20 protein-coding genes are annotated in these 24,900 nt (G+C 58.0%); 11 read left to right on the top strand and 9 right to left on the bottom strand.

Features of this window, described 5'->3' with window-relative positions; translation table 11 throughout:
- Positions 1-162 precede the first annotated feature (162 nt).
- A complete protein-coding gene (locus tag KUF54_RS10230; protein WP_219342681.1) occupies positions 163-1,119 on the top strand; it encodes a nitronate monooxygenase family protein in 957 nt (318 codons plus the stop codon).
- A 66-nt stretch (positions 1,120-1,185) separates the two neighbouring features.
- Here KUF54_RS10230 and KUF54_RS10225 read toward each other — a convergent pair whose 3' ends face one another.
- On the bottom strand, positions 1,186-1,776 hold the full coding sequence (locus KUF54_RS10225; RefSeq protein ID WP_219342680.1) for a GbsR/MarR family transcriptional regulator: 591 nt from the start codon (positions 1,774-1,776) through the stop codon (positions 1,186-1,188).
- A 258-nt stretch (positions 1,777-2,034) separates the two neighbouring features.
- Here KUF54_RS10225 and KUF54_RS10220 point away from each other — a divergent pair, with 258 nt between their 5' ends.
- The gene (locus KUF54_RS10220; protein ID WP_219342678.1) at positions 2,035-3,222 is read left to right on the top strand and encodes an acyltransferase; all 1,188 of its coding nucleotides are present in this window, start codon (positions 2,035-2,037) and stop codon (positions 3,220-3,222) included.
- A gap of 57 nt (positions 3,223-3,279) precedes the next feature.
- Here KUF54_RS10220 and rnk read toward each other — a convergent pair whose 3' ends face one another.
- Entirely contained in the window at positions 3,280-3,690 is a 411-nt protein-coding gene (gene rnk / locus KUF54_RS10215; protein WP_219342676.1) for a nucleoside diphosphate kinase regulator, read from the bottom strand.
- Between the two features lie 275 nt (positions 3,691-3,965).
- Positions 3,966-4,493 carry a MarR family winged helix-turn-helix transcriptional regulator gene (locus KUF54_RS10210; RefSeq protein WP_219342675.1) on the bottom strand — a complete coding sequence of 176 codons (528 nt, stop codon included), beginning with the start codon at positions 4,491-4,493 and terminating at the stop codon, positions 3,966-3,968.
- Positions 4,494-4,662: 169 nt separating this feature from the next.
- On the opposite strand from KUF54_RS10210, the gene KUF54_RS10205 reads away from it, so the two are divergent.
- The 3 genes from KUF54_RS10205 to KUF54_RS10195 all read left to right on the top strand — a co-directional run bounded on the left by KUF54_RS10205 (position 4,663) and on the right by KUF54_RS10195 (position 7,364).
- A complete protein-coding gene (locus tag KUF54_RS10205) occupies positions 4,663-6,582 on the top strand; it encodes an FAD-binding monooxygenase (RefSeq protein WP_219342673.1) in 1,920 nt (639 codons plus the stop codon).
- A 137-nt stretch (positions 6,583-6,719) separates the two neighbouring features.
- On the top strand, positions 6,720-7,019 hold the full coding sequence (locus tag KUF54_RS10200) for a putative quinol monooxygenase (protein WP_219342671.1): 300 nt from the start codon (positions 6,720-6,722) through the stop codon (positions 7,017-7,019).
- Between the two features lie 72 nt (positions 7,020-7,091).
- Positions 7,092-7,364 carry a VF530 family DNA-binding protein gene (locus KUF54_RS10195; RefSeq protein WP_219342667.1) on the top strand — a complete coding sequence of 91 codons (273 nt, stop codon included), beginning with the start codon at positions 7,092-7,094 and terminating at the stop codon, positions 7,362-7,364.
- A gap of 102 nt (positions 7,365-7,466) precedes the next feature.
- Here the strand turns inward: KUF54_RS10195 and KUF54_RS10190 are convergent, their stop codons facing one another.
- On the bottom strand, positions 7,467-8,555 hold the full coding sequence (locus KUF54_RS10190) for a porin (RefSeq protein ID WP_219342665.1): 1,089 nt from the start codon (positions 8,553-8,555) through the stop codon (positions 7,467-7,469).
- A gap of 568 nt (positions 8,556-9,123) precedes the next feature.
- Here KUF54_RS10190 and KUF54_RS10185 point away from each other — a divergent pair.
- On the top strand, positions 9,124-10,065 hold the full coding sequence (locus tag KUF54_RS10185; RefSeq protein WP_219342663.1) for a sensor domain-containing diguanylate cyclase: 942 nt from the start codon (positions 9,124-9,126) through the stop codon (positions 10,063-10,065).
- A gap of 71 nt (positions 10,066-10,136) precedes the next feature.
- Here the strand turns inward: KUF54_RS10185 and fghA are convergent, their stop codons facing one another.
- Complete coding sequence (gene fghA / locus KUF54_RS10180; protein ID WP_219342661.1) at positions 10,137-11,000, bottom strand: S-formylglutathione hydrolase; 864 nt, start codon at positions 10,998-11,000, stop codon at positions 10,137-10,139.
- A 103-nt stretch (positions 11,001-11,103) separates the two neighbouring features.
- The gene (locus KUF54_RS10175; RefSeq protein ID WP_219342659.1) at positions 11,104-12,219 is read right to left on the bottom strand and encodes an S-(hydroxymethyl)glutathione dehydrogenase/class III alcohol dehydrogenase; all 1,116 of its coding nucleotides are present in this window, start codon (positions 12,217-12,219) and stop codon (positions 11,104-11,106) included.
- A gap of 208 nt (positions 12,220-12,427) precedes the next feature.
- On the opposite strand from KUF54_RS10175, the gene KUF54_RS10170 reads away from it, so the two are divergent.
- The 3 genes from KUF54_RS10170 (at position 12,428) to KUF54_RS10160 (ending at position 16,219) form a co-directional block, all read left to right on the top strand.
- The gene (locus KUF54_RS10170) at positions 12,428-13,462 is read left to right on the top strand and encodes a GlxA family transcriptional regulator (RefSeq protein ID WP_219342657.1); all 1,035 of its coding nucleotides are present in this window, start codon (positions 12,428-12,430) and stop codon (positions 13,460-13,462) included.
- 247 nt (positions 13,463-13,709) lie between these two features.
- A complete protein-coding gene (locus KUF54_RS10165; protein ID WP_219342655.1) occupies positions 13,710-15,047 on the top strand; it encodes a GntP family permease in 1,338 nt (445 codons plus the stop codon).
- 17 nt (positions 15,048-15,064) lie between these two features.
- Positions 15,065-16,219, top strand: a complete 1,155-nt coding sequence (locus KUF54_RS10160) for a glycerate kinase (protein WP_219342653.1) — start codon at positions 15,065-15,067, stop codon at positions 16,217-16,219.
- A gap of 96 nt (positions 16,220-16,315) precedes the next feature.
- On the opposite strand, the gene KUF54_RS10155 is transcribed toward KUF54_RS10160, so the two are convergent.
- Entirely contained in the window at positions 16,316-16,771 is a 456-nt protein-coding gene (locus KUF54_RS10155; RefSeq protein ID WP_219342651.1) for a helix-turn-helix domain-containing protein, read from the bottom strand.
- Between the two features lie 144 nt (positions 16,772-16,915).
- On the opposite strand from KUF54_RS10155, the gene KUF54_RS10150 reads away from it, so the two are divergent.
- Positions 16,916-17,416, top strand: a complete 501-nt coding sequence (locus KUF54_RS10150; RefSeq protein ID WP_219342649.1) for a hypothetical protein — start codon at positions 16,916-16,918, stop codon at positions 17,414-17,416.
- Positions 17,417-17,486: 70 nt separating this feature from the next.
- Here the strand turns inward: KUF54_RS10150 and KUF54_RS10145 are convergent, their stop codons facing one another.
- Positions 17,487-22,313 (bottom strand): DUF3320 domain-containing protein, encoded by a 4,827-nt coding sequence (locus KUF54_RS10145; protein ID WP_219342647.1) that lies wholly within the window; start codon positions 22,311-22,313, stop codon positions 17,487-17,489.
- Positions 22,314-22,368: 55 nt separating this feature from the next.
- Positions 22,369-23,661 (bottom strand): DEAD/DEAH box helicase, encoded by a 1,293-nt coding sequence (locus KUF54_RS10140; protein WP_219342646.1) that lies wholly within the window; start codon positions 23,659-23,661, stop codon positions 22,369-22,371.
- Between the two features lie 124 nt (positions 23,662-23,785).
- On the opposite strand from KUF54_RS10140, the gene KUF54_RS10135 reads away from it, so the two are divergent.
- Complete coding sequence (locus tag KUF54_RS10135) at positions 23,786-24,826, top strand: quinone oxidoreductase (RefSeq protein WP_219342645.1); 1,041 nt, start codon at positions 23,786-23,788, stop codon at positions 24,824-24,826.
- Positions 24,827-24,900 lie beyond the last annotated feature (74 nt).

The raw sequence follows: 24,900 nt of genomic DNA, 5'->3' as shown, positions 1-24,900 counted from the left end.
GAATCAACGCTGTTGCCAACGGGACAGGACGCTACCTTGAGAGCGGCGAAACTGACGTCCATGGGCTGCTGCAATGCTTCTGAATTAAGAGCTACTAGTGCAATCTATATAAGCACTACAGCTCTTTTTTTTGTATAAAAACGGATAAAAGGAAACAAACACATGTCCAAACTGCCGGCCGCGCTTCAAAAACTGGCTTTGCCTGTTATCGGCTCACCACTTTTCATCATTAGCAATCCCAAGCTTGTTATTGAGCAATGCAAGGCGGGCATTGTGGGCTCCATGCCTTCGCTCAATGCACGCCCGGCCGAGCTGCTCGATGACTGGCTCGCTGAGATCACGGAAACTCTGGCAGCTTGGGATAAGGCCCATCCAGAGCAGCCGTCCGCTCCATTTGCCATCAACCAGATCGTGCACAAAAGCAATGACCGCTTAGAGCACGATATGCAGGTCTGCGCCAAGTACAAGGTGCCCATCGTCATCACCAGCCTGGGCGCACGCGAGGATGTGAATCAAGCCGTGCACAGCTGGGGTGGTGTGGTGCTGCACGACATCATTAACAACAAGTTTGCCCGCAAAGCCATTGAAAAAGGCGCAGATGGCCTGATTGCCGTAGCTGCCGGTGCAGGTGGTCACGCGGGCGTGAAAAGCCCGTTTGCACTGGTGCAGGAAATTCGCCAGTGGTTTGACGGCCCTTTGGCCTTGTCAGGCTCTATCGCGACCGGCGGGGCGGTGCTGGCAGCGCAGGCCATGGGCGCAGACTTTGCCTATATCGGCTCGGCCTTTATTGCCACTGATGAAGCCCGTGCCACGGATGCTTATAAGCAAGCCATTGTGGATGGCACATCCGATGATGTGATCTACAGCAATCTGTTTACTGGCGTTCACGGCAACTACTTGGCACCTTCTATTCGCGCAGCGGGTCTGGACCCTGAGAACCTGCCCGAATCCGACCCCAGTACGATGAACTTTGGCGGCGGTGCGCAAAAAGCCTGGAAGGACATTTGGGGTTGCGGCCAGGGCATTGGCGTTGTTGATAAGGTGCAACCCACGGCTGAATTGGTGCAGCGCCTCAAACGTGAGTACGCTCAAGCTAAGGCGAATTTGCTGTCAGCCTGATGAAGTAAACGCCATAAACAACGGCACCCAAGGGTGCCGTTTTTGTGCGCTGATGTGTGCTGCTGTTTATTTGGGAAGCGTAGGCTCAGACTTGCTGCGCCCAGTAATTTTGTCTTTCAGATCCAGCAGTCGAGTTACAGCAGAGCCCATACCCATCAACTGCATAGCGGTCTCAGGCGCAAGGCGCTGCACATCGTCAAACCAGTTCATCAGCTTGTCGATGAGCTCGTGCATATCGCGCATGCGTTGCTGGGCATAGCGATCCTCGTCGGAGCTGGCTTCTTCCAGCATGGCCGAGCGCAGCATGGACTGCGTGGGCTCTATCTCACGGCGGCGCCTCTCTTCGGCAAGGCGCTTGAAAATTTCCCAAACATCCTCGGGTGCCTGAAAGTATTCACGGCGGTCGCCGGGGTGATGACGTAATTGAACCAGTCGCCAAGCTTGTAGTTCCTTGAGTCCCATGCTCACGTTGGAGCGAGAAAACTCCAGCGTCTCGGCAATCTGGTCGGCGTTCAGCGGCTCGGGAGAGATAAACAGCAGGGCGTAGATTTGCCCCACGGTGCGGTTAATGCCCCAGCGGCTGCCCATTTCACCAAAGTGCGAAACAAATTGTCGGCTCAACTCCGACTGTGGTTTGGCTTGCGTCATGGCCTGCATTGTGCCTTTGCATGAGTGGCTCAGTTGCCAGTAGGGAAGGCCGCTCCATTCAGACTGCCAATACGCCACTCTGAGCTCACTAATTTAAGGGGCTTCGATGTTGATACGGTTGGTAAAGCTTACAAACTTGTCAGCAAGCCGCAGTGAATCGGCGCAGAATTGCGGATTATTTTTTGTTGGCTTTTAGATCTTGGGCGGCCTTGGATCAAAAGCTCACTTTGTTGTCTGCGTCTTGATGGCGCAGGTAGCCGTGATGAGATGCCCCAAATTACAGTTCCCTCTTCTTCTGCAGCTTCTCATTCCCGTAGCGCATTGCTCGATTGCACCAAAGGGCTGGCCTGCGTCGCCATCGTTTGGCATCACCTGGCTTTCTACGGCCCTATGTCCGAGGTAGCTCACCCCGCTATACCGGGGCTGCTGGATTGGCTGTATGAGTACGCCCGCATGGCGGTGCAGATTTTTTTGGTGATCGGCGGTTTTTTGGCCGCAGCGAGCTTGGCGCCGCAAGGGCTTGCGCGCTTTGATTCGCCGTGGGCCAAGATTGGCAAGCGTTTTGTGCGTTTGCTCGTTCCCTATGCCGTGGCGCTGGTAGTGACGATTGTGGTTTCAGCGGCCATTCGGCCTTGGTTTGATCACGAGTCGGTATCTGCTGACCCTGACTTTTGGCAGCTCATTGCCCATGCTCTGCTGCTGCAAGGCATTGTGGGCGAGGAGTCCTTGTCTGCTGGCGTTTGGTATGTGTCCATCGACTTTCAGTTGTTTGCTGGCACTGTGCTGCTGTTGGCCGGCGTGCGCTGGGTGCAGCGCTGGGCTTTTGCCCGCTGGGATGCGGCGGCAGTCGCCCGTTACTGGCCGTGGGCGGTGACGGGTGCACAGTCTCTGGTTGTGCTGGGTGCAGCAGCATCGCTGCTGGTCTTTAATCTGGATGCTGATTTGGATGTCTGGGCTATCTACTTCATGGGTGCGTATGGCCTAGGCATGATGGCTTTTTGGGCGGTAGCTGCCGATCAGCGCACCACCGCATGGGCTTGGGCCCTGCTGATTGCAGCGTTGGTGTTTGCGGCACTGGCTTACGAATGGCGCGACCGCATCTTTTTGGCAGGCGCGGCGGCCATGCTGCTGATTGTGTGCATGCGCACCGATGCCATTGCGCGCTGGAAGGGTTTGGAGCCGCTGCGCCGTTTGGGTGAGATTTCCTACTCGGTGTTCCTGATCCACTTTTCGATTTGCCTGTTGGTCAACGCGGTGGTTAACCACTTTTGGCATGACTCGGTCACCGCTGCCGTGGTGGGCATTCCCTTTGCCTTTGTTTTGTCGCTGACAGCCGGCTACGCGCTGTATCAATTGGTCGAGCGCCATGTTGTGTCGTGGAAGCTGGCCGTGCGCTGGCAGGTTGGCCTGATTGGGGCAGGTTTGTTGACTACCTTGCTTGCGGGTTTGCGCTGAAAGAATTTGCAAAAAAAGCAGCCGGATAAGGCTGCTTTTTCATGGTGGGCTTGAATATCAGCGGTGCAGCTCGCCTGAGCTTTCTGGCTGAAATTCAATGGCATCGACGCGCACCGTGACTTGATGGCTAGTGGTACTGGGCATCTTCAATTCATCGCCAATGGATAGGCCCAACAAGGCAATGCCTACAGGGGCAAGGATGGAGACTTTGTCGGTGCTGGCGTCCATGTCCTTGGGGTAGACCAGTGTCAGCGTGCTTGTCTTGTTGAGCTCAAGCATGGTGAAGCGAACTGTCGAATTCATGGTCACGACATTGGAAGGCATTTCTTTAGGTTCGAGCACCTCAGCTCGGTCTAGCTCAGCTTGCAGCGCATCGCGGCCAGCGAACGGACGGCTGTCCTTGTCTAGTAGCGCTTGAAGACGCTCTAGATCCAAGGACGATAAAGTGATGTTGGGCTTGCGCTCCATGATGTGACTCCCTTGCGAGATGCAGTAATTGGCGCTTGTGCGTTGCGCAAACGTACAAAAGCCCGGGCAACGTTGTTGTCCGGGCCAAAGTACTGATGTTGGCACCAAGTTGGTGCAATCGACCTATTGTCAATGAAGCTTGAGAAAGCGCCAAGTTATCTCGCACTGGCTTAGTGCGAGATTGCCTTTCCCCTTGTTGAAGTCGCCTGTTGCGTCCTTGGTCTTTAAGGGTGGAAGGGCTTGTCTGGGCTTAAATCGCACCGAAGTGCCTGACTTCAACTGCTGGAGGTTGCTGTAGATACAGTCGCTTGGCCAGACTGTTCGTGGTGCTCGATCACCTTGCGCATCAATTGTGCAAATGTTTCTCGTTCTTCTTCGCTCAGCGGCTCAAGCATACGGTGCTGGGCCTGCAGCACCGCAGGGCCTGCACTGATGAGCAAAGCCTCTCCTTCGGGAGTCAGTGAGATCAAGCGCACTCTGCGGTCTTTTTCTGTTTGTTGGCGCTGCAGCAGACCGCGTGCTTCCAGTCGATCAATAACGCCGCCAATCGTCGCTTTATCAAAGCCCACTTCCACGCTCAGTGTGCGCTGGTCGATACCGGGTAGATGCACGAGCTTTTGTAGCACGGCGAACTGAAGGGGGGTGATTGCCCAAGCATCGGTTGCTTTGGTGAACATGGCCACTGCGACTTGTTGCAGGCGACGAATCCCGTGCCCGGGAAAAGTCTCTACCTCTAGGCGCGGAAAGGTGGTGTTGTCGAGGTCACTGCCTGAGGGTGTCTCCAGAAGATGCGCTTGATTCATGGTTAACCCTTATTTTGTTCGTCTTTTGATGTTCGCATAATACGATGCATACAACTGGTATGTATACATCCTATATGTATGCAGCCTGAACGTGTTTTCACCGAAGAGTGCGAGCGTTGATCGCCAAAGCTTTTCGGACAAGATTCACTGAGACGCTCTAGAGGCTTTTATGCAATTTCATCTGAATGGTTTTCGTCCTGGCAATCCACTGGTTCTTGAAGCGTCGCCTCTGGCGCGTGCTCACACTGAAGCAGTGCCTGAAAAGGTCGATGTCCTGATTGTGGGAAGCGGCCCTGCCGGCCTGACGCTGGCTGCGCAGCTGGCTGCATTTGCAGACATTCATACCTGCCTCGTAGAGCAAAAAGAAGGCCCGATGGAGCTGGGTCAGGCCGATGGCATTGCCTGCCGCACCATGGAAATGTTTGAAGCCTTTGATTTTGCCGATCAGGTGGTCAAAGAAGCTTGCTGGATTAACGACGTTACCTTCTGGAAGCCTGACGACAAAGAGCCTAGCAACATCGCCCGCCATGGCCGCGTGCAGGATACGGAAGATGGTCTGTCCGAGTTCCCCCACGTCATCTTGAACCAAGCACGTGTGCACGACCATTATCTGGAGCGTATGCGCAATTCGCCCAGCAAGATGGAGCCCCATTACGCTCGCCGCGTGCTGGATGTGAAGGTGGATAGCAGCGACGCTGACTACCCCGTGACCGTGACGCTCGAGCGTACAGACGCTGCACATGCCGGCCAGATCGAAACCGTGCAAGCGCGCTACGTGGTGGGCTGCGATGGTGCGCGCAGCAATGTGCGCCGTGCCATGGGTCGCCAGTTGGTGGGCGACTCTGCCAACCACGCTTGGGGTGTGATGGACATCTTGGCCGTTACCGACTTCCCTGACATTCGCTACAAGGCTGCGATTCAGTCCGAGCATGGCAATGTGCTGATCATTCCGCGTGAAGGCGGCCACTTGGTGCGCTTTTATGTAGAGATGGATAAGCTGGGTGCCGACGAGCGCGTGGCCAGCCGCAACATCACGGTGGAGCAATTGATTGAAACCGCCCAGCGTGTGATTCACCCCTACAAGCTGGATGTGAAGAATGTGCCTTGGTGGTCGGTGTACGAAATTGGTCAGCGCATCTGCGCCAAGTACGATGATGTGACGGATGCCGTGGCCACCGAAAATTCGCCGCTGCCCCATGTCTTTATCGCGGGTGATGCTTGCCACACCCACAGCCCCAAGGCTGGTCAGGGCATGAATTTTTCCATGCAAGACACGTTCAATCTGGGCTGGAAGCTCGCTGCTGTGCTGCGCAAGCAATGCGTGCCAGAACTGCTGCATACCTACTCTTCAGAGCGCCAAGTCGTTGCCCAGCAACTGATTGACTTTGACCGCGAATGGGCTCAGATGTTCAGCGACCGCGCCAAGGAAGGCGGCGAGGGCGGTGTGGACCCTAAGGAGTTCCAGAAATATTTTGAGCAGCATGGCCGCTTTACTGCAGGTGTTGGCACGCATTACGCGCCCTCTGTGCTGACGGGAGAAGCCGCGCATCAAGATTTGGCGACCGGCTTTACTGTGGGTATGCGCTTTCACTCGGCACCCGTGGTGCGCGTGTCTGATGCCAAGCCTGTGCATTTGGGTCACTGCGGCAAGGCCGATGGTCGCTGGCGCCTGTATGCGTTTGCTGGGCAAGAGGATCTCAAACAGCCTGAAGCTGGTTTGCTGGCGCTGTGCAACTATTTGCAAAACGATGCGGCATCGCCCGTGCGCCGCTTCACCCCTGCTAGCCAAGCGCTGGACGGCATGTTCGATGTACGCGCTATCTTCCCTCAGGCTTATACAGAAGTGGCTTTGGAGAAGCTGCCAGCGCTGCTGCTGCCGCCCAAGGGCAAGCTGGGCATGCTGGACTACGAAAAAGTCTTCAGCCCTGATTTGAAGAACGCAGGTCAGAACATTTACGACATGCGCGGTGTGAGCCGCCAACAAGGTGCGCTGGTTGTCGTGCGCCCTGACCAGTACATTGCGCAAGTTCTGCCTTTGAATGCCCACGCCGCACTGAGCGCTTACTTTGAGGCATTTATGCTGGCTTAATCGATTCAGTCGCTTAGATTGATCTGATCCCCTGGAAGGGAATTGAGGAGGGCTAAGCCCTCCTTTTTTTGTTCTGACGCTTGATACGATGTGAGTAACGGATATTTTTCTGCCAGCTTGCTTTTTGGAGGTGAGTCATGCTGCTGATAGTGGGAACTGTACGTCTACCTCCCGAGAACCTTGAACGAGCCAGGCCTGTGATGCAGGCCATGGTCGAGGCCTCTCGTGCGGAAGATGGCTGTCTTGAGTACGGCTACGCCGAGGACATCTTTGCGCCTGGGCTTATCCATGTCAAAGAGCGCTGGACAGATCAGGCGGTACTCGATGCTCACTTTGCCTCGCCGCATATCAAGGTCTGGCGTGAGACTTGGTCCGCGCTGGGGATTGGGGAGCGTGATCTGGTGGTTTATGAGGTGGGGCTGGCGCGCATAACGTGAATGCTTGGGCACATTGCTTTACCTCTGTGAAAGAGCGCTCTCAGGTTTTTGCGAATCCTCGACAATGCGCGCATGACTTCCCAAGAACAACCGCACAACCCGCTGCATGGCCTGACGCTGGAGCGCATCGTCTCCGATCTCGCGGATTACTACGGCTGGAATGAGCTGGGCCGCCGCGTGCAAATACGCTGCTTCAATCAAGACCCGAGCGTCGCATCGAGCTTGAAATTTTTGCGCAAAACCCCTTGGGCGCGCGAGCAAGTAGAGCAGCTCTATGTACAGACGCAGCGCTCGTATGAACGTGAGCAGCAACGCAGCAAGCGCAATGATCGCTACGAGGACTGAAAGGCGGCTTAACGGGTGCCTGCCTCTTAACCCAGCTCCAACAAAAAACCGCTTGTAAGGCGGTTTTTTGTTGCTAAATTTTGTTATTAATGCCGGTTGTTCTCAGAACTGATGGCGTATCCCTGCGCCCATTGTGCGGAAGTTGCTGTTCGATGCGGCGCCCCATAGGCTGGCAAAGCTCTGCATATGCGGCGTGCCGTCAAGGTGGCCGTAGAACCCGTAAACCTTGGTGCGGCGGCTTAGGTTGTAGTGGTAAGCCACCATCCACTGGTTGGCGCTGGATTTGCTTTGTGTGCTGGCAGGAAGGCTGCCGTCTAATGCATGGGTGGTGTAAGAGATGGTTCTGCGGCCTATGCTGGCGTGGAACTCGGATGCACCCAAGACATATTTACCAGCAAGGCGCAGCACATTCCGGTGGATATGAGTGCTCTCTAGGCCTGGCCAGTGATTCTTGTCTTCCTGTCGCTGGTAATAGGCACCCAAAGCCCAGTCACCTGTGTCGTAGCTCGCGCGCAGCGTATAGGCTTCGTCTTTGAGGCTGTCGCCATAGACAGAGCCTTTGAGCTTGCTGCTTGTATACCCTAGACCCATGCCCCAAGGGCCGCGCTCATAGCGCAGACCCAGGTCCATGGCATCACGGTAGGTGATGTCACCACTCCAGACAGTTTTTTCTCCAAACCTATATTGCAGCTCTGCCGTCGCTCCAGCCCAGTTGGGTGTGCGATAGGCCAGCACATTGCTGTGTGGGGTGATTGAATGAAAATAGATATCTGATGTAGAGCCCATATCGTCGTTGTGCCAGTTGATGGCTGCGGCTGTGGCTTCATACGAGGCACGCTTGAATGCACCCATGCGAACCATGCCGAAGTCACCGGACAAATTCACTTCGCTGCGGCGCTGAAAGTTGAACTGGCTATCCCACCCCCATACGTCTGCGCCTTTGCCGCTGTCTGTATTGAGGTTGGCCTCTAACACCATGCCCGCTTTGATGCCACTGCCGAGGTCTTCTTGCGCGCGCAAACCCAGAAATGAGTTTTTGCTCGTCATTCCAGAGACTTTCATACCTGCATAAGTTTGTTGTTCGACAGCTGTGTCGAGACGCCCGTACAACGAGACGCTGCTTTGCGCCAATGCTGTACCTGTGCCTGCTGTGGCAAGCAGCGCCAGCAGGGTGGCAGAGATTGATTTCATGAGATACCTAAGGTCTGTGAGAATTGATAAAAAATTGACCTGAGATCGCGTTGTGACGACAAGCGATTTGGATCCAAGGCGCAAGCCTTGCAAAGGTTGGTAACGCCGCAGGCCGGCCGCCACTCGTCGTTGTGCTTCCTTGTGCTGGATTAGAGCGGCTCTTAGCACTTGCACTGCGTCGCAGGCCTAGATTGGCAATGGGTCTGCCCACTTCGCGACGCCGAGCAAATTTCAAGTCTTATGGGGTTACGTTCAAGGTGAGTGTTTAAGAGCCGTTAACACCACCCTTGATATGTCTGTTTCGCCTTGTCGTATGCATGTGCTGCCTGCGGCTTCGCGCCTAGATTCCAACGCAAGCCTTCGGTTTGCTCGGTTGTGTTATCTGCTCTAACAGCGAATTGTATAAATTAGCCATTTTTGTAACATTCACCTGAGTGCGCTGAGGAGTGCGCGGAGATTAAGTAGCAGGATTAATAGTGGTAACTGACATTTAAGAATGTATATCTGCTTGTATGATTTGTAAAAAAATAATGCGAATAGGGCTTGTCGGGCCCATTTAATTGCCCTAATGCCTTACACCGCGCTTTTTTCAGCCAGTCAGTACGCCGCCATCTTTGATAGTTTGCCCGACCCGGTTTTTGTTTTGACAGAAACTGGCCGCTATGCAGCGGTGCTGGGCGGCAAAGATCAGCGCTACTATCACGATGGAACGTCACTGGTGGGTAAGACCTTGGCTGAGGTTCTCTCACCGGCAAAAGCGCAATGGTTTGTGTTGAAAATCAAAGATGCACTGACCAGCCAGAAGATGCAAATTTTGGAGTACGAGCTAAGCGTGCACGACGTTCTTGGCCTGCCCAAAGATGGACCCGTGGAACCCATCTGGTTTGAAAGCCGTGTGAGTGCTTTGAGTGAGCGGTTTGATGGTGAAAGAGCAGTGCTTTGGGTCGCTAGCAACATCACGGATAACAAGCGAATGCAACTACGGCTGCAGCAGCAGGCCTTGCATGACGATTTGACCGGGCTGACTAACCGCCGTGGTTTTATGCGCGCGATGGCGCAGGCTTATGCGGCTTATATGAACCATGGCAAGCAAGCCTGCCTCATTAGCTTTGATGTGGATTATTTCAAAGCGATTAATGATGGCTTGGGCCATCCGGCAGGCGATCAGGCCTTGCGAGATTTGAGTGTTGCTGTACGCACGTTGCTCGCGCCTGATGAGGTGTTTTGCCGCTTGGGCGGTGATGAGTTTGTGATTCTCAGTCAGCGCTGCTCTATTGCTGCCATTACCGCCTTGGGGCGGCAAGTCCTCAACGCTGGCCAGAATGCTTTGCAGTTCTATGCCACAGAGGGATCTATACCTGCACTAAGTCTGGGCATCACCTCTTTTATGCCCATGGACACGAGCCTTGAAGACATCATGCGTCGTGCTGACGAAGCCCTTTACACGTCCAAGGTGCAGGGTGGGCATCAGATGTTCATGGCAGCACAAAGTCTGCCTGATCCGGCATGAGGAGAGTTGAACTTCAGCGCAGATAAGCGCTGAAGCTTGGGCTCTTCGTTATGCGCTCAATGGCGCTGTGATTACGCTGTCAATTGCGCTGCGTGGTGGCGCAGGTGGTCGTCAATAAAGCTCTGGATAAAGTAGTAACCGTGGTCATAGCCGGACTGGCGGCGCAGGCTCAAAGGCTGGCCGGCCTTGGTGCAGGCTTCTTCAAAGGCTTCTGGCAGCAGCTGCTTTTCGAGCAAGAACTTATCGGCCAAACCTTGGTCGATGAGAATGCCCCCGGGGTAGGGCGCTGCGGTTTGCGCGCTCATCAGCTCGCTGGCATCGTGCTTGACCCACTCGGTTTTGTCTTCACCCAAATAGCCGGTAAAGGCTTTCTGACCCCAGGGGCAGTTGATGGGGTTGGCAATGGGCGCAAAGGCCGACAGCGACTTGAATTTGCCAGGGTGGCGCAGCGCCAGAGTCAGCGCGCCGTGGCCGCCCATGCTGTGGCCAAAGATGCCAAGGCGTTCCATATCCACCGGCAGCTTATTGCCAACCAGCGGCAGCAAGTCATTCAGGATGTAGCTTTCCATGCGCCAGTGCAGGCCCCAAGGCTTGGTGGTGGCATCCAGATAAAAGCCGGCGCCCACACCGAAATCCCAACTGGCAGACTCGCCCGTCAAACTTGCTCCGCGTGGGCTGGTGTCGGGGCAGATCAAGGCAATGTTCAGCTCGGCCGCCAGGCGCTGGGCGCCGGCCTTGGCCATAAAGGTTTCTTCCGTGCAGGTCAGGCCGGCCAAGTAAATGAGCGCAGGCACCTTCTCTCCCATCACCGCTTTGGGCGGTAGAAAGACGGAGAACTTCATGTTCAAACCAGTCTCGCTGGAGAAATGTTCGTAATAGCGCTGAGCGCCACCAAAGCAGGCGTGGGCGGTTTTGAGTTCAAAAATAGGGGGCATGAAGTGCTCCTGAATAGAAAGCTGCCAGTCCAAGTAAAACAAGGGTTTCAAGCCTGTTGATGCCTGAAACCCTTGTCTTTAAAGGACTAGTAGCAAGTGTTTTTTAATCGGCGAAGTTTACGACGGAGCGGATGGACTTGCCTTCGTGCATCAGGTCGAACGCTTCGTTGATACCCTTCAGGCCCATGGTGTGGGTGACAAAGGGTTCGAGCTGGATCTTGCCGGCCATGGCGTCTTCCACCATGCCGGGCAGCTCGCTGCGGCCCTTGACGCCGCCAAACGCGGTGCCCAGCCACTTGCGGCCGGTGACCAACTGGAAGGGTCGGGTGGAAATTTCCTGGCCCGCGCCGGCCACGCCGATGATGACCGACTGGCCCCAGCCGCGGTGTGCGCATTCCAGTGCGGCGCGCATCACATTGGTGTTGCCGATGCATTCGAAGCTGTGGTCCACACCCCAGGTGGTCATCTCGACAATGACTTGCTGGATGGGCTTGTCAAAGTCTTTGGGGTTGATGCAGTCGGTCGCGCCAAAGGTCTTGGCCAGATCGAACTTGCCGGGGTTGGTGTCGATAGCGATGATGCGACCGGCCTTGGCCATTTTCGCGCCCTGAATCACGGCCAGGCCGATGCCGCCCAGGCCGAACACGGCCACGGTGTCGCCGGGTTGCACCTTGGCGGTGTTTTTGACGGCGCCCAGACCGGTGGTCACGCCGCAGCCCAGCAGGCAGACCTGCTCGGGGTTGGCGTCGGGGCTGATCTTGGCCAGCGAGACGGCGGCCACCACCGTGTACTCCGAGAAGGTGGAGCAGCCCATGTAGTGGTAAATCGGCTCGCCGTTGTAGCTAAAGCGCGTGGTGCCATCGGGCATCACACCCTTGCCTTGGGTGGCGCGCACTGCTACGCACAAATTGGTCTTGCCGCTCTTGCAGAACAGGCATTCGCCGCATTCGGCTGTGTACAGCGGGATCACGTGGTCGCCGGGCTTCACGCTGGTCACGCCTTCGCCCACTTCGACCACGATGCCTGCGCCTTCATGGCCCAGCACGGCGGGGAAGATGCCTTCGGGGTCATCTCCGCTCAGCGTGAACGCGTCAGTGTGGCAGACGCCAGTGTGGGTGATCTTGACCAGCACTTCACCCTTTTGGGGCGGCGCGACGTCGATCTCGACGATTTGCAGGGGTTCTCCGGCTTTGAAGGCAACGGCGGCGCGTGATTTCATGACTGTCTTTCTGTGGATGTCGGGGCGGGCGAAGCGCTGCGGCATTCGCTTTGCGAAGCTCAGACTGTAGGGCATGGCAGCTGAACAACGGCTGACCATGGCCGCTACTTCAATGGATTTGGCCGAATATGGTGATCTGAAGGGCTTGCGGCCATCTTTAACCCCAGGCTTTTAAAATTTGGCCCTGTTTTTGCTCCCACCTTGTCTGATGGAACATCACCACTCCCACCCACACACACTTCCTCATCGCATTGATCTGATCGTCTACCCCGGCTTCAAGTCGCTGGAGGCGATAGGGCCCATGTCTGTCTTTGACTACGCCAACATTCACCTGCGCGCACGGGGGCAGTGCGATGGGTATGAGGTGTGCATCACATCGGCAGCGCAGGGCTCGGTGCAGTCCGATACTTTGATGGCGCTGCAGGCCACGCAGTCGCTGGGCTCTCTGGCGGAACGCGGCACAGGTTGCACCGTAATCGTGGTGGGCTCGCGCCATATCGAGACCGTGCTGGGAGCATCGACCGAGCTGGTGCAGTGGCTGCAGAACGTGGCCGCACAGGTGCCGCGCCTGATTGCGCTGTGTTCGGGTAGTTTTTTTCTGGCCGAGGCTGGTTTGCTCGATGGCCGCCGCGCGGCCACGCACTGGAGTGTGGCCAAGGTGCTGGCCCAGCGCTACCCGCGTGTGCAGGTGGATGCGGACGCTATTTATGTGCGCGATGACGTCAAAGACAGCCATGGCGAGCGCCAGATCTGGACCTCGGCAGGGGTGACGGCTGGCATTGACTTGGCGCTGGCCGTGGTGGAGCAGGATTTTGGTCATGCGCTGGCGCTGGAGGTGGCGCGGGATCTGGTCATGTATCTCAAACGCCCCGGCGGCCAGTCCCAGTTCAGCGTGCCTTTGGCCGCGCAATCTACCAAGCACAGGGGGGTGCAGGCAGTGCAGCAGTGGGTACTAGCTCAGCTTGATAAGCCTGTAACGCTGGCACAGATGGCAGAGCAAGCGGCGATGAGTGAGCGTCACTTTCGCCGCGTCTTTCAGCAAGAAACCGGGCAGAGCCCATCGGCTTTTGTTGAGACTGCGAGGCTAGAAGCTGCCAAGCAACTGCTGGAGGCGCAAAGCCAGTGGCCGCTAAAAACTGTGGCTGCCCATGTGGGTCTGGGCTCGGAGCAGGCGCTGCGCCACTTGTTTGTGAAGAAGTTGGGTATTACGCCTGTGGCCTACCGTGAGCGCTTTGGAGATTGATTCAGCATAAAACGACCAAAGGTGGCGAGGAACTCTTCTATATGTGACGATGGTTCATGGATAAGTGAGCATGAGCCTTCATGGTCACTTTTGACTTTTATAATCGCACCGCCATTGCTGCAGGTGTTTTCAACCTTCGCAGCGATTCACATGGAGATGCCTGAGGCTCAGAAGTAGCTTCGGTATCCGCTCCCGTCGCAAAAATTGCATGGGCATGTGACCCGAATTTCAGCTATCTAAAGTCATCATGAGCAGTATTGCTATCTCTTCCATTCTGGTGGTCCTGAGTATTCTGGCCATTATTTTCCTTACGGCCAAACTCAAAGTTAACGTCTTTGGTGCGCTGTTTGCCGTGTCGCTTGCACTGGCGATTTTCGGCACCAATCTGCCCTTGCCAAAGGTGATGGATGCGCTCAAAACCGGCTTTGGCAATACCTTGGGCGGCATTTCCTTCATCATCATTTTTGGAGCAGCGATTGCGGTGTGTATGCAAAAAAGCGGCGGCGCTTTGAGCATTGCCAGCCACATCCTGAAGCTGGCTGGCGAGCGCAATGCCAAGCCTGCGGTGGCGTGGACGGGCTTTATTCCCGGCCTGACCATCTTCTGCGACACGGGTTACATCATTTTGAGCGGCATTGCCCGCAGCATCAGCGCTAGCTCTAAGGTGCCTATGCCGCTGATTGCCTCCATCTTGGGGACATCGCTGTATGCCGTGCATTGCTTGGTGCCCACGCACCCCGGCGCACTAGCTGCTGCGACGACGCTGAACGCCAATTTGGGTTTGTTGGTGCTTGCAGGCGTTGCGTTCTCCATCCCCGGTCTGCTGGCTGCTTACTACTGGGCCAACTGGATGTGCAAGGGCAAGGATTACGCACCTGCCGAAATTGAAGCCAGCGAGCAGCAATCGATGGCCAAGCTGCCGTCTTTTGGCTTCTCTTTGCTGCCCGTGGTGCTGCCACTGGTGCTGATTTCCATCTCAACTTTGCTGACCACCTTGGGCCACAAGGAAGGTTTTGCGACTGTCTTGCACTTCTTGGGCAATCCTCCTGTCGCTTTGCTGGTGGGTATGTTGTGCGGCATGTGGCTGCTGGCTTGCAACGGCGGCAAAAAGGGTGACTTCAGCGCAGTGCTGGAAGAGGCGATTGCCAAGTCCGGCCCTATCTTGATCATTACCGCCGCTGGCGGCATGTTTGGCGCCATCATCAAAGAAACCGGTGTGGGCGGTGCTTTGGGCCACGCTCTGGGCAATGCTTCTGTGGGCCTGCTGGTGCCTTTCATCATTGCGGCACTGCTCAAGACGGCTCAGGGTTCTTCTACTGTGGCTGCGCTGACAACTGCTGCCATCATTGCGCCTAGCTTGGCGATCTTCGGTCTTGATTCAGACATGGGCCGCATCTTCGCCGTGCTGGCCATTGGCGCTGGCTCCATCGTGGCATCGCACGCCAACGATTCCTACTTCTGGGTGGTGACCAAGTTGTCCCAAATTGAAATGGAAGACTCGCTGCGCGTGTTCACCACCTCGACCATCGTGATGGGTGTAGTCAGCTTCGCCTGTATCTGGGTGGCTAGCATGTTCATGCTCTGATTAGGTAGCACCACATCATGAAAATTGTCATCGCCCCCGACTCTTACAAGGAAAGCCTGTCTGCGCTGGAAGTTGCCACGCAAATTGAGCTGGGGTTTAAGGAAATTTTCCCGGATGCCGAATACGTCAAAGTGCCCATGGCCGATGGCGGTGAAGGCACGGTGCAGGCCATGGTCGAAGCCACGCAAGGCCGCCTGCTTGAAGTTGAAGTGACTGACCCGCTGGGTCAGCGCATCAGCGGCTTTTACGGCCTGACGGGAGACGGCGGCACCGCCATGATCGAAATGGCTGCGGCCAGCGGTCTGGCCTTGGTGCCGCCCGCCAAGCGTAACCCGAACGTGACGACCAGCTACGGCACCGGTGAGTTGATCACTGCTGCGCTAGACGTCGGTGCCCGCCACCTGATTTTGGGCATTGGCGGCAGCGCCACCAATGATGGCGGCGCAGGCATGTTGCAGGCTTTGGGTGTGCAGCTACTAGACGCAAACGGCGCTGAGCTGGCACGCGGCGGTGCGCCGCTGGCCCAGTTGGCAAGCATCGACATGAGTGGTTTGGACAAGCGTTTGGCTGAATGCCAAATTGAAGTGGCCTGCGACGTGGACAACCCCCTGACGGGCGAGCGCGGTGCATCGGCCATCTTCGGCCCGCAAAAAGGTGCGACGCCTGAGATGGTGCAGTCGCTGGATGCACGGCTTAAGCACTTTGCCGCCATCATTGAGCGCGACTTGGGTGTGGCCGTGGATGCAGTGGCTGGCGCCGGCGCCGCAGGTGGCATGGGCGCGGCCATGATGGCCTTCCTCAAAGGCCAGTTGCGCCCCGGCTGCGAAATTATTGCGGGCGCTGTAGGTCTGGAGGCGGCAGTGCAGGATGCCGACCTGGTCATCACCGGCGAAGGCCGCATTGACCAGCAAACCATCTTTGGCAAAACCCCCTTTGGCGTGGCCACAGTGGCCAAGCAGTTTGGCAAGCCCGTCATTGGCATTGCCGGCGGTCTGGGCAACAATGCCCATGTGGTGCATGACCACGGCATTGAGGCCATTTTCAGCGTGCTGACCCGCATTGGTACTTTGCAAGATGCATTGACGGAGGCAGAGCACAACGTGCGCACTGCCGCCCGCAATGTGGCTGCGGTGCTGGCCATGGGGCAGCGCATGGGCCAGCGTTCGAACTAAAGCGTGAGGCAGCGTTTGATCTAACGCGCTTTTCAGGTGCGCTAAAAACACAACCCCGGTCGCGTAAGCAGGCCGGGGTTTTTTGTTGTCAGTGCTTTAAAGCAAAGGGCTTTTGAAGAAGTCCAGCGCCGCTTTGGCAGCGGCAAAGTTGCGCTCAATTTGCGTTTGTTGCTCAGCGGTTGATTGGCTGCTGATTTGTTTTTGCTGTTTAAAGTCTTTTGGTGCTTTAGCCATTGTGTTTATTGCATTGGAAGCTATTGAAATAGAAGCATTTTGAACTGGAGTTGGGTTCTCTTTGTTTAAGAGTAACTGACTCAAATCCAGCGCCGGGTTGAGCTGCCACAGGCACGAGACATAAGTGGCCATCGCCACCGCCGGGTCGCCACGCTCAATACGCGCCATGGTGGGCTGCGAGATACCCAGCTTGGCGGCCCACTGCGCCTGCGTCTCTCCCCGACTTTTACGCTGGGCCACGATGCTTTGGGCAAGTTGCTCGATCTGAGCAAGGATGGCTGGCGGAAAGGCTGAGGGACTGGTGTTCTGGCGAGGCATATGCCAATGGTAGTGGGCTTGACGGCCCATCCAGCGCGGCAGGGGCGTCTTTGTGGCGGGGAATGGGCGAAATTCTCCACTTCGTCCTACGGAAGAGCCAGTGAGGCGATGCAACCATCGGCAAAACATTACTGGGAAATAGCTATGAAAGTCCTGCACTTCATCTTTGCGGCGCTGCATTCATTGATTGCTCTGCTGTTCATGCTGGCGGCGCTGGCCTTGATCTGGGTGGCTGCCAGCAAGGGCTGGCATGTGCTCGGCTCCGGGTTGGATGACAGCGCCACCTTGCATATCGTGGAGGCGCTGGGCATCTTGGCATCCGGTGTGGTGGCCTTGCAGATTGCGCAGACCGTGATGGAAGAAGAGGTGGTGCGAGAGGCCCATATCAGCGGCCCCACGCGAGTGCGCCGCTTTCTCTCGCGCTTCATGGTGGTGCTGGTGGTGGCTATGGCCATTGAGGCGCTGGTGGCCACATTCAAAGCCCAGGAAGCGCCGGAGAAGCTGATCTACGCTGCCGCCGTGATTGTGGCGGTGGGCATTTTGATGGCGGGATGGGGCATTTTTGTGCACCTCAATCGCTCTGCCGAGGAGCTGGAGCCCGAAGCCATGCAGCAAGCCAAGGGCGAAGACCACAAGGTCAATTAAGGCCTGCGTTGGGTGTTGCCGCAAAAAAGGCCCGGTCACAGTGCCGGGCCTTTTGACGTAGACAGCCGACTCAGGCGGGGAGTCGGTACAAGCTGCCGTTGAACGCCACAGCCTCGCTGGCATGCAAGGCGTCTAGCTGGGTCAGTATCAGTTCACGCACTGGGGCGGTCACGGCGTTCAGGCCCAGCAAGCGGGCCACGGCACCGGGCAACTCGTCGCGCTGGCCGCCCAAGCTGGTTTGCAGCGCCTGCACAATGGCTTGGCGGATCTCTGCGGGTGGCAAGCAGTCCAGGCGGCGCAGATTGGCTGAGCTGACGGCAGAGCGATCACGCACGCGCACCGTGCGCTCTGGCAAGTCCAGAAACTCGGCATCCACGGTGATGGTGCCATCGGCCAGCAGGGTCTGGCGTGCGGCGTCCAGCGCTTCCCGCACACGGCTGCCGGCGCGTTGCAGGCCCCAAAGCGTGCGCATGCGGGTGACCAGCTCATCTATGTGAATAGGGCCTTCCTGCTCCACCACCTGCTGCACCAGTTGCGCCAGCCGCGATGTGGGGACGTTGTGCAGCTCCTGAGTCGGAATGTCGAGGCTGGCCTCGGTATAGGCCAAGGCATTGGCAGGTGCAGCCGATGTTTGCGCCGTTGTGCTCTGCGGCACTCTTTCTATGATTTCGATAGCTGCAGGTGCATATATTGTCTGGACTGCGGGCTGGTTTTGTTCTAAATCCTCTTTAGTAGCCTCTACGGCAGCCAGCACCCGCTCGGTTTGTGCGCGGGGCTGGCGGAACCAGTCAGCGCCCCAGATGCGCAGCAGCTTCCAGCCATGGCCTTCGAGCACCGACTGGCGCAGTCGGTCGCGGTCCCGGGCGGATCGGGTGCTGTGGTAGCTGGCACCATCGCATTCAATGCCCAGCAGATAGCGCCCGGGCTGTTCGGGGTCCACCACGGCCAGGTCGATGAAAAAACCTGCGATGCCGATTTGCGTCTCGACCTTCAGGCCCTGAGCCTTGAGTGCCTCGGTTAGCGCTTCATACACATCTTCTTCCAGCGGCGATTCCAGATCGCGTCCGCTAACGCTGGCCACCGCCAGCTGGCCTGTGGCTGCGTAGTTGAGGAACACCTTGAGCGCGGCCACGCCCTTGCCCTTGCCGCGTTCCAGATCGATATCGTCCGCAGTGATGGACGAGAACACCTCGCAGCGCTGCTTGGCGCGGGAGATCAGAACGTTCAGGCGGCGCTCGCCGCCATCGGCGCTGATGGGGCCAAAGCGCATGGGCAGATAGCCCTGGGCATTGCGCGCATAGGCGACGGAGATAAAGATCACATCGCGCTCGTCACCCTGTACGTTCTCCAGGTTTTTGATGAAGAAGGGCTCGTTGGGGTGGGCGACAAAAAAGGCTTCGGCCTCGGGTTGCTGGCGGCGCAGCAGTTCCAGTTCATCCTGAATGGCCACTTTTTGCTGCAGCGAAAACGCCGCCACGCCCAGGCTAAGCTGCGGCGTTTGTAGCGCGTGCGCCATGATGGCGCGGGCAATGGTCTGGGCCTCAATGCGGTTGACGCGTGTGGCACCGCTGTCAAAGCGGCCATCGGGCAGGTGGTGAAAGCGCAGGCCCATACCGGCGCGGGCCGTGTAGGGGCTGGGTACGATGAACAGGCCGCTGTTGTAGAACTGCTGGTTGGACACCGCAATCAGCGATTGGTGGCGGCTGCGGTAATGCCAGCGCAGCATGAGCTGGGGCATGCCCTTGGCTAGGCACAGGCTCAGAATGCTCTCCACATCGGCAGCGCCGGCGATGAGCTGCTCTTCATCCTCGTCATCAAAGTCTTCTGGCTCACTGGTCATGCGCGAGAAAAAGCGCGTGGGTGGCAGTTGGCGGTCATCACCCACGACGACCAGTTGCTTGCAGCGGGCGACGGAGCCCAGGGCATCGACGGGCTCGATCTGGCTGGCCTCGTCAATGACCAGCAGGTCAAACTCCACGGCACCGGGTTCGAGAAACTGAGCCACGGACAACGGGCTCATCATGAACACGGGCTTGATGGCTTGCACCGCCTCGCCCGCCAGCTTGAAAAGCTTGCGCAGAGGCATATGGCCGCGCTTGCGTGCAATCTCGCCATTAAGCACGCCAAGCGGCCCGATGCCAGATGCTGTGCGGGGAACCTGCTCGTAATGCGATAGCGCAGACTGGGCGCGGGCCAGCTCAATGCGTTCAATATCCAGCGCGCGGAACTGGCGCACCTTCTGGCTGTGCTGGTCGCCGTTGAAGCTCACCAGCTCTGGGTGGCTTTGCGTGGTCTGGCGCAGCAGGGCTTCGTAGTAGGCACGTTCAAAACTGGGTGGAAGATCGCTCAACGCAATGGCCGCAGATTCGATCTGTTCTACCAGCGCAGCTAGGCCCGACGCCCGGGCCTGTGTGCGTGTGGCGTGGTATTGCGTCCAGTCCAGCAAGGCGCTGGGCTGGTCTATCCACTGCAGTAGTCGCTCTTGCAAGGCGGGCAAGGGCAGGGCGGCAAGGTCGGCCGCGCCAAAAGCCTCTTGCGTATCCAGCTGGTAGTGGGTCAGCAGGGTCTGCGCGGCTTGCTCGAACTTTTGCAGCGATGTCTGCGCCGTCTGGGCCCGTTCGGCGCAATGGGCGGGTGAGGGCAGCTGGGCGTAGAGCTGGCGAAACGCCTCGCTGCGGCCTTGACCCTCAGGCCCTGCCATCCAGCGCAGCACGGCCTGCAACTGGCCCCAGTCGCTTTGCTCACCTTGCCAGAGCTGGCCAAAGGCGGCCAGGCCATCGCTGTGCTGCTGCTTCAACGTCTGGCGCAGGCTTTGGGCTTGCATCAACTCATCCAGCCATTGCGTACGTTCGGTCTTGGTTTTGGGCAGTTCGGCTTTGAGGTGGGCCTTAACGCTGGCAATGGCTTGGCGGTAGCTGCTATTGAAGATACGAAACAGGGAGTCGCCATGCGCGGCAATGCTTTGGCGGGTGCTGCTCAAGTCCTGCGCCCAGGCCGATTCGGCAAAGCGGCTGTGCAGGCTTTGGGCTTGCGCGCTGAACTGCACGCCACATTCCACCAGCTTTTGCAGCTGACCTAGACCATGGCTCCAAATCACGCTGGCCACAGCTTGCCGGTCTACCGTGGGGGCAGAAGCCAGTTGCTGCGCCAAAGTGATCTGCGCTTGCAGATTTTGAATGTTTTCGGCCTGGAGTCCATTCAATGATTGGGCTAGCTGCTCACTATCTTGTAGCGTCTGGTTCAGCAGCGTTTGCAGCGCCGGCAGTTGCTGGGCAAAACGATCGGCATCCAGCTTGAGCAGAGCAGGGTGGCACACGCCACGCCAGGGGTGCTGGTGGATGGGTGCGACTTTGCTGGCCGCCTGACCCAGCGCCTGCACGGTTTGCTGGCGGGCATGGAAGTCCGAGGGGCTCCAGCCCGCCGCGCCTTGCAGCAGATCGGGAAGGTGGGCAATCTGCACGGCATCCAGCTGCGCCAGATGGCCAAGGATTTGATAGGGCGTGAGCGCGCAGGGGGCGAGTGCCGTGTGCATCACCTCGCTGTGTGCGTTGAGCTGCTGCTGCACCATGCTCAGCTCATGGATGATCTGGTCGCGGTGCTCCACACGCGGCTTGCCCAGGTCGCGCGTGGCCTTGATCTCTTCCAGCACCTTGCGCTTGTTGGTGTGGTGGCTGTGCAGCTCCAGGCAGGCGGGGCCCAGCCCCACCGATTTGAGGCGGCGGTTGACGACCTCCAGCGCGGCCATTTTTTCGGAGATGAACAGCACTTTTTTGCCGTCGGCAATGGCTGCGGCAATCACGTTGGTAATGGTCTGCGACTTGCCAGTGCCGGGCGGGCCTTGAATGACCAGATTCTCGCCCCGGCGCACAGCCTCAATGGCCAGCGACTGCGAGCTGTCCGCATCCACCACATGGCGCTGGCTGACCACGGGGATGAGCTGGTCCACATCGGCGTTGTCCGGAAAGAGCTGGTCGCGAGCGGCAAAACCGTCTTGCAAGGCCGCCGCGATCAGGGCTTGCTGGTCCAGGCGCTTGTCCGCCGGCCAGGTGCTCGCATCCAGATCGCGGTACATGAGGAACTTGGCAAAGCTGAAAAAGCCCAGCGTCATCGCATGGGGCAGGACTTGCCAGCCAGGCTGGGTCTCGGCCATGGTGCCGACGGAGGCCAGATAGGTGGTGGGGTCAAAGTCGTCACCGGCCTTGAATTCGGGCAACTCCAGACCAAAGTCGGCCTTGAGCTTGGCAGCCAGCGACAGGTTTTCGGCCGCATCATCCTGCAGCCACGTGAGCGTGAACCGGTCAGCGGCGCTTTTGCGCTCTAGCGCCACGGGCAGCAAGATCAGCGGGGCAAAGCGCGGCTTGTCGGGGGCATTGCGGTCAAACCACTGCAGATGACCCAGCGCCAGAAACAGGATGTTGACGCCTTGCTCCTCAATGAACGTGCGGGCGTCGGAGTGCATGTCCAGCAGGCGGCGCTGCAGCTTCTCGCTAGTCAGCCGCGTTTGCAGCTTGAGGTCGCGGTGGCGCTGGGCCACGCCGCGCTCATCCCGCGCATCGCCTGCCTCGTCGTCTGGCTGGGGCAGCGCCGAGACAGCCAGGGGCACAGCACTTTCCGTCAGCGGCTCCTGCTCGGTTTTGCTGGCCACAAAGCTCATGGCCTTGCTGTCCGTCACCAGCAGGCGGTAAACCTCGGGTGTCAGCTCATCGGCAAAGTGCAGCAGTTTGGCCGTAGCCGCCTGCGGCAGGCTCAATAGCCGGTTGCGCGTGGACAAGTCCAGCAGCGTCTGACGGCTTTTGTCGAGTTGGCGGGTGATGGGGGCGGCTGGGACGACAGGCTCGGTGCAGGAAGGCGCTGGCTCGCTTGCGCCGTCAGCGCTGAAATTTTCGTTGGCAGACATGGACTTCCCAGATCAAACAGTTGCTGCTCACTGTACTGGGAAATTTGCCGTACTATCAGTTGGGTTCGGGCTTAGCAGGCAGCAGGCCTGCCGCTCGCAGCTTGTCCTTCTTGCTGGGGCGCTTGCCCTTGATGCCGCCGTTGCTGTCCTGGACGACGGGTGGTGGCACCTCTTCGGTGGGCTCGAAGCCTTCCACTTGCTCCAGCGCAATTTCGAGCTGGTTGCGTTTGCAGATCAGCTCCCAGTGTGCAGTCTCTGGGGGTTGCACAAAAGTGATAGCAGTGCCTGAATGCCCAGCGCGGCCGGTGCGACCAATTCTATGAATATAGTCGGCAGGCGAGCGGGGCAGGTCGTAGTTGATGACCGTAGGCAGCTGGGCAATATCGATGCCGCGTGAGGCCAAGTCTGTGGTGATCAATAGCTGCCAGCGCTTGGACTTGAACTGCTCGAGCACGTCTTTGCGCGCACCTTGGCTCATGTCGCCGTGGAAGGTGGTGGCGAAGACGCCGTTTTTGTACAGCTTGTCCGCCAGCATTTCTGCCGTGTGGCGCTTGGCAACAAAGACCAAGGCACGTTCCCACTCGGGCTGGCCTTCGCCATCTTTGACCAGCTTGCGCAGCAGCTGGGTGCGGCTGGTGCCGTCCACGGCAATAGCGCGCTGGGTGATGTTTTCGGGGCTGGCGGAGTGCTCGGTGCTGCTATCGCCATCGACTTGCACGCGCACGGGATCGTTGAGCAACTCGCTGGCCAGCGCTTCTACGTTCTGCGGGAAGGTGGCCGAGAACAGCAGGGTCTGGCGCTTGGCGGGCAGCAGGGCCAGCACGCGGTTGAGTTCTTCGGCAAAGCCTTGGTCGAGCAGGCGGTCGGCCTCATCCAGCACCAAATGCTCAACGGCATTGAGGCGCACGGCGTTGCTGCTGACCAAATCCAGCAAGCGGCCGGGCGTAGCGACCAAAAAGTCGGCGCTGCCGCGCATCTGCATCATTTGCGGGTTGATGGAGACACCGCCGTAAACGACGCGGCTGCGGGGCTGCTCGTGCAATTTGCGCGTCAGATCGCTCAGGCTTTCATGCACCTGCTGGGCCAGCTCGCGCGTGGGCACCAAGATGAGGGTGGCCAATGGGCGCACAAAGCCGACGTGGCTGCGCTTTTGCGCCATCCAGCCCTGCAGCAGCGGCATCAAATACGCCATGGTCTTGCCCGAGCCCGTGGGCGCACAGGCCCACAGGTCACGCCCGGCCAGAGCTGCGGGGATGGCCTGGGTCTGAATCGGCGTTGCGTTGTGCAGGCCCAAGTCTTGGGCAGCATTCAAAAGCTCGGCGCGCAGGCCTAGAGGGGCAAAAGACATAGGGGCAGGATGAAAAGAATCAATAGCGGAGTGCAGGAGGCGCATTGTGCGGGAATTACCGCGTCGCAGCGGTGCGCAGGGACAAGCTACAGTGATGCTATTCAAAAAACAAGGAGCAAAAAACATGAGTCAGCCCACACACCAAGAGACGCAACAAGCAACACATCAAGGCTCTCATCAAGCGATTTTGATGACCGAATATGGCGCGCCTGAGGTGCTCAAAATTGCAACGGTTGCCTCTGCACCCTTGCAAGCTGGGCAGGTGCGGGTGCAGCACACGCGCATTGGCGTGAATTTTCATGATGTCTATGTGCGCTCAGGCCTGTACAAAACCCTGGCGCTGCCGGGCACGCCCGGTATTGAAGCGGTGGGCGTGGTGGCTGAAGTGGCTGAGGGTGTGAGTCGCTTCAAAGTGGGCGACCGGGTTTGCTATATTTCGGCGGCTTACGGTATTTACGCCGCAGAGCGCGTGATCGCTGCGGATGAGTTGATTGCTGTACCCGATGATTTAAGTGATGCGCTGGTAGCGTCTAGTTTGCTGCGCGGCTTAACGGCTGATGTGCTGCTCAATCGCATAGGCAAGGTGGGGGCGGGCACGAAAATTTTGGTGCAGGCAGCGGGCGGCGGCATGGGGCAGATTCTGAGCCAGTGGGCTACGCGCAAGGGCGCCATGGTGATTGGTACAGCGGGCAGTGATGCCACAGCCAAAAAAGCTGAGCAAGTCGGCTGCGTGGAGGTGATTCGCTATCGCGGCGCGGGCGCCAAAAATGCTCAAGAGGTGGCAGAGCGTGTGCGGGAGCTGACTCAGGGCGAAGGCGTGGATGTGGCTTATGACGCCGTCGGCAAGATTAGTTTTGATACATCGCTGGCCAGCCTGAGTATTGGTGGGCAATTGGTGATGTACGGGCAATCCTCTGGAGCCGTACCGCCGCTGGATATAGCGCGCCTGGCGGCTAAGTCGAATAGTGTGAGCCGGCCCATGGTGTTTCACTTTGTGAAAAAGCCCGCACAGCGTGACGCCATGGCGGCGCGTGTGTTTGAGGCGCTGCGCAAACATGACTTCCGCATGGGCGAGCCGCTGGAGTTTGCCCTGGTCGATGCTGCCGCTGCCCACCGTGAGCTAGAGGCGCGCGGCGCGGTGCAGCCGATTTTGTTAGTGCCTTGAGCCTAATGTACTGATATAAAAATAGGAGCAGTTAGTCCTTTTTGTATCTTGAGTTGATGCTAAAAAGCAGCTGA

This window comes from Comamonas sp. Y33R10-2 (assembly GCF_019355935.1).
Lineage (GTDB): Bacteria > Pseudomonadota > Gammaproteobacteria > Burkholderiales > Burkholderiaceae_C > Comamonas.
This window is presented reverse-complemented; position numbering and strand designations above follow the sequence as displayed.